Annotated in this window: 4 protein-coding genes; 3 read left to right on the forward strand and 1 reads right to left on the reverse strand. The window is 44.1% G+C overall.

What is annotated here, in order from left to right; genetic code table 11:
• Both BCT81_RS26440 and BCT81_RS26445 read left to right on the forward strand, forming a co-directional pair.
• Nucleotides 1–214 (forward strand): Hpt domain-containing protein (locus BCT81_RS26440; protein WP_198596970.1); only part of this gene is annotated, 214 nt, incomplete at its 5' end.
• A gap of 76 nt (nt 215–290) precedes the next feature.
• Entirely contained in the window at nt 291–1,469 is a 1,179-nt protein-coding gene (locus tag BCT81_RS26445) for a chemotaxis protein (RefSeq protein ID WP_102426384.1), read from the forward strand.
• Between the two features lie 99 nt (nt 1,470–1,568).
• Here BCT81_RS26445 and nhaC read toward each other — a convergent pair whose 3' ends face one another.
• Nucleotides 1,569–3,005, reverse strand: a complete 1,437-nt coding sequence (gene nhaC / locus BCT81_RS26450; RefSeq protein ID WP_102426385.1) for a Na+/H+ antiporter NhaC — start codon at nt 3,003–3,005, stop codon at nt 1,569–1,571.
• Nucleotides 3,006–3,504: 499 nt separating this feature from the next.
• Here nhaC and asd point away from each other — a divergent pair, with 499 nt between their 5' ends.
• Nucleotides 3,505–4,623: an aspartate-semialdehyde dehydrogenase gene (gene asd, locus BCT81_RS26455; protein WP_008223285.1), complete on the forward strand. Its 1,119-nt coding sequence runs from the start codon at nt 3,505–3,507 to the stop codon at nt 4,621–4,623.
• Nucleotides 4,624–4,881 lie beyond the last annotated feature (258 nt).

The raw sequence follows: 4,881 nt of genomic DNA on the forward strand, positions 1-4,881 counted from the left end.
GATTAAAGATGAGACCTCGGCCGCACGTGTTGTACATAGCTTAAAAGGCGTGGCAGGTAGCATTAAAGCGTCACGATTAGCCATTATTGCCGCAAGTATTGAGATGACAATGAAACGATCTCGAGCGATCAGCGAACACGACTTGAATGAACTTGAGCAGGCGATAAAAGCCTCTGTGGATTCCGCCGTCGAATATTTAGATAATCAGCGTTAACTTTTGCGGGAGTTTTGACAATACTCTGACGAAGTGTTCATACAATCCGCGCCCTTAGTCTTTGTCAGAGGTTTATATGTTACGAGTTTCGAGTCGAAGTTGGATGGTGTTGGTGCTTAGTATTGTGCTAAGTGGTTGTTCTCTATTGGAAGTTAAGTTAGATAGTCAAACGACGCCTCTCACTCAACAAGAGCTGAATGCTCGGCTCATGACGCGTGAATACGCTAAGCTGTTTTTTACACAAGTCGAAGACTCGGCTGATTTAATCGCGCAATCTTATCCTGCTGATGACACCTTACATCAATCTTACGTTTTGCTTTGGAAGATCCATGCTGAACAGGGCTTACAGCAAGCGGCTTACCAAACCTCTCCGATGTCTGCGCTTATAGATACTTGGGTGTTTACTGCGCAAATGAATCAATTCTATGCCGAAGGTGAAGGAGAGGATCTGTTCACGACGGATCATGCGGTTAACACTGCACGCTCTCTCGATCAAGAAGCAGAAAAGCTAGCAAAGGGCGTTTTGAGCTCAAGTGACTTTAAGAAGAGCAAAGCATTCGTTGCTGAGTTTGTTGCGAGCAACCCATTTAACGATCTAACGTTCAGAAGCACGCCTGCTTATCGAGAATGGTTAGCTTACCTTGGCAAAGATGAATCACAGATTGTTCAGAGCCTAGGTACCATGCCCGAAGCAATGAGTGATGCATCAGATCGTTTAAGCCTGATGGCGGATCAAACGCCAAAGCTGATGTCTTGGAAAGCAGAATTAGTGGCGATGAATAGTTCACTGACGGGTGAAGACTTATCGATGACACTAGAAAGCCTTCGCCAAACATCAGCAAGCATGCAGGACTTCATTGAGAACAATCCTGAATACATGCAAACACTGGCTTCTATTCTGTCGGCAGAAATGCAGCCGTTGCTTAATGATCTTAGCGACAAAACAGACCAAAAACTGGCTATGCTGAGTGATGAGCGTGTGGCGTTAGAAAAGATGGTGACGCGTGAGAGAGAAGCGTTAGTTCAGATGATCGAGAAAGAACGTATCGAGATCGCGGGTATCGTGACATCAGAAAGAGAATTGTTCACTCAAGATTTAGATCGCGTTTCGCAAGAAGTGGTTGTACTTGCGATTGATAAGCTAATGGAGCTAATCAAAGGTGTGATTATCTACTTTATTCTGTTTATCTTGGTGGTGTTCTTCGCACCGTTAGGTATCGGTTATTGGTTGGGCAAACGAACCGCCAACAAATAAGCAAATCATCAGATAAGAAAAGAGCGCTCTAGGGCGCTCTTTTGCATTTATATCATTAACGGTTTGTTTTACGTTCTAACGTTTTTGAACGATGAACAACTAGGCTTGTTGCTTAGTCAGCTCTGCCGCTTCTTCCGCTTCAACGGCTGGTGCTGTTGGTTCACACTTATCAACGAACCAACCCATGTAAGACGTTACGATAGTCACGATGATACAGATGAAGCTTAGCCACATGAATGGTGCGTACGACAGCGTTGCAACGCCCAGGATACTCGCCATGTAGATACCGTTGTCACTCCAAGGCACCATACCTGATGTCAACGTACCGCCGAACTCAGCGTTACGAGATAAGTTCTTACGCTTGTAACCTAGACGGTCGTAGTTCTTAGCACAGATTTTTGGCGTAAGGATTAGTGATACGTACATTGCAGAGCCAAATACGTTACCCATGAAAGCCGTACCGATTGTGCTTGTTGCTAGCGAACCTGCGCTGTTTACGCGGCGTTCGAATACCTTCGCAATTGTCTCTAGCACGCCCACTTTATCAAGTAAGCCACCAAAACCAAGGCCGAACACGATAACCGCAACTGAACCCAGCATTGAAGACATGCCACCGCGGTTTAGGATTGAGTCAATGAAGTCCACGCCAGATGAGATAGAGAATGGTGCCCATGCAGTGTTAAATGCTGTTAGGAAGTCGATCTCTTGAATCATAACTGCCCAGATAATACCTAGCAGAGAACCAAAGCTGATTACCGGGAATGAAGGCATACGGAAAGCCAGCAGGCCTAATACGATCAGTACTGGAACAAATGAGTATGGCGTTATGTAGAACTGAACTTCCATCGCTTTGATAACAGATTCTACTTGGCTCATGTCAACGTTACCGGCGTAGTGGAAGCCAAACGCGGTAAACATGATACCAGTAATAACGTAGCTGATTAATGCTACAGGCAGCATGCCTTTGATGTGTTCAACCACTTCTACGTTAGACATAGAAGAAGCCAAAATTACTGAATCAGAAAGTGGAGACATTTTGTCACCAAAGTAACAACCTGAAAGTACTGCACCTGCCGTAATTGGCGCTGGAACACCAAGGCCTTGGCCAATACCCATCATTGCAATACCCGCTGTACCAGCAGCACCCCAAGAAGTACCAGTAGCCAACGCTGTTAAAGAACAGATGATCATGGTCGCCAAAAGGAAGATAGAAGGATGGATAGCTTTTAGACCATAGTAAATGATGGTCGGTACGATCCCGCCAGAGATCCAAGTACCAACAAGAGCGCCAACGGCTAAAAGTATTAAAACTGCGCCTAAACCGTTAGATATTCCTTTGAGTGCTGCTTTTTCTAAGTCTTTGTATTGATGTCCAAGACGAATACCAAGCACCATGATAATGAACCAACCAATGTACAAGGCAAGTTGGATTGGAAGGTCAAGCTTTGCTGTAAAGGAAAAAGCAAGGGATAGAAATAGTCCTAACGCGATGAATACCTGCATCAGGTTCGGTAGGCGAGTTTTACTCTGCTTCATAAAAGCCTCTTGTGATTTCGAGCATTTATAGTGCTTCATTATATTGTGGGGTACGAAATGGACACTACAGTAATTAGATTATTATATCGAAAAAATACGCCTAAGTTGTGATATTTGACTGCATATCGGACCTGTTATGGTTTCATAATCTAAATTTTTGTTAAATTAATGATTGTTACATGTTTAATTCTGTCGCACGTTGTTTTCGTTTTGTAAAATAAAACACCAATTAACCATGATTTAATAGAGGTAATTACTGTTTGTGATCGGGGTTTGATTGTTAGATCTAGCGTGATAAATGGCTGAATTTAGCGAGGTTGGTGTTTCTATCAATAGGGTGGAGGCCGAATCTCTGTATTGAGATAACTTTGCGATTCATCGCGTTCACTTAAAAGAAACGAAAAAGTTACACTTTTTGACAAAAAGCGCTTGAGTTCTGTTTCTGAAAAACTTATAGATGGGGGAGAGCAATTTTTAATTTATACATGGAGAGTGAGAGATGAGAGTAGGTCTAGTTGGTTGGCGCGGTATGGTGGGTTCTGTACTGATGCAACGTATGGTTGAAGAGAAAGACTTCGACCTGATTGAGCCTGTTTATTACAGTACATCTCAGATTGGTATTCCTGCCCCTGTTCTAGGTGGTAAAGATGCGGGTCTACTTCAAGACGCTTTTGATATTGATAGCTTAAAGCAGCTTGATGCGGTTATTACTTGTCAAGGTGGCGATTACACATCAAAAGTTTACCCTGCGCTACGTCAAGCGGGTTGGAAAGGTTACTGGATTGATGCCGCTTCAACTCTACGTATGGACGCTGATTCAATCATCACTCTTGATCCTGTTAACTTGGCTCAAATCCAACAAGGCATTCATAGCGGTACTAATACTTTTGTTGGTGGTAACTGTACAGTGAGCTTAATGCTTATGGCACTTGGCGGCCTATACGAAAAGGGCATGGTTGAATGGATGAGCGCCATGACTTACCAAGCGGCTTCTGGCGCGGGTGCTAAGAACATGCGTGAGCTTATCTCGCAAATGGGTGTGATCAACGATAGCGTGAGTTCTGAGTTAGCAAATCCTGCAAGTTCGATTCTTGATATTGATAAGAAAGTTGCTGATACCATTCGTTCATCGTCATTCCCAACAGACCAATTTGGTGCTCCGCTGGCGGGCTCATTGATTCCTTGGATCGATGTGAAGCGTGAAAATGGTCAGAGTAAAGAAGAGTGGAAAGCGGGCGTTGAAGCGAACAAGATTCTTGGCCTAGATGGTCAGCCTATTCCAATTGATGGTACTTGTGTACGTATCGGCGCAATGCGTTGTCACGCTCAAGCACTAACGATCAAGCTTAAGCAAGACGTTCCAATGGATGAGATTGAAGAGATCATCGCAACTCACAACGATTGGGTTAAAGTGATTCCTAACGACCGTGACATTACGGCGCAAGAGCTGACTCCAGCTAAAGTAACAGGCACTATGTCTGTACCAGTAGGCCGTCTACGTAAGATGTCTATGGGTAACGACTTCCTAAATGCATTCACAGTTGGTGACCAACTACTATGGGGTGCAGCAGAACCACTACGTCGTACTCTGCGTATTATTCTTGCTGAAAAAGCGTAATCGAACGCTCTTTCTATTCAAAAGTGAAAGCAGGCGCCACTGTTTGTGAATGCTTAGCTTCGTTAGAGACAAAAGCCGGTGTTAATACATCGGCTTTTTTGATCGCGTAAGCTGGATTAATTTCACTCGCGACTTCACTTAAATCTTCTCGTTGGAATGGGACAAGGAAGAGCTCCCCAACTCGTTCGTTCCTCACTCTTGAGGATGACGTTTTTCTCCTAACTTAAATTGTGTCATTCCCGATAGCGACGGAGGAGC

It is taken from the genome of Vibrio sp. 10N.261.52.A1, assembly GCF_002876325.1.
In the GTDB taxonomy this organism is placed as follows: domain Bacteria; phylum Pseudomonadota; class Gammaproteobacteria; order Enterobacterales; family Vibrionaceae; genus Vibrio; species Vibrio chagasii.

What these genes read in the sequence shown, in the direction of transcription:
- BCT81_RS26445 (WP_102426384.1), top strand. Translation starts at nt 291, where the DNA reads ATGTTACGAGTTTCGAGTCGAAGTTGGATGGTGTTGGTGCTTAGTATT.
- asd (WP_008223285.1), top strand. Translation starts at nt 3,505, where the DNA reads ATGAGAGTAGGTCTAGTTGGTTGGCGCGGTATGGTGGGTTCTGTACTG.
- nhaC (WP_102426385.1), bottom strand. Translation starts at nt 3,005, where the DNA reads ATGAAGCAGAGTAAAACTCGCCTACCGAACCTGATGCAGGTATTCATC.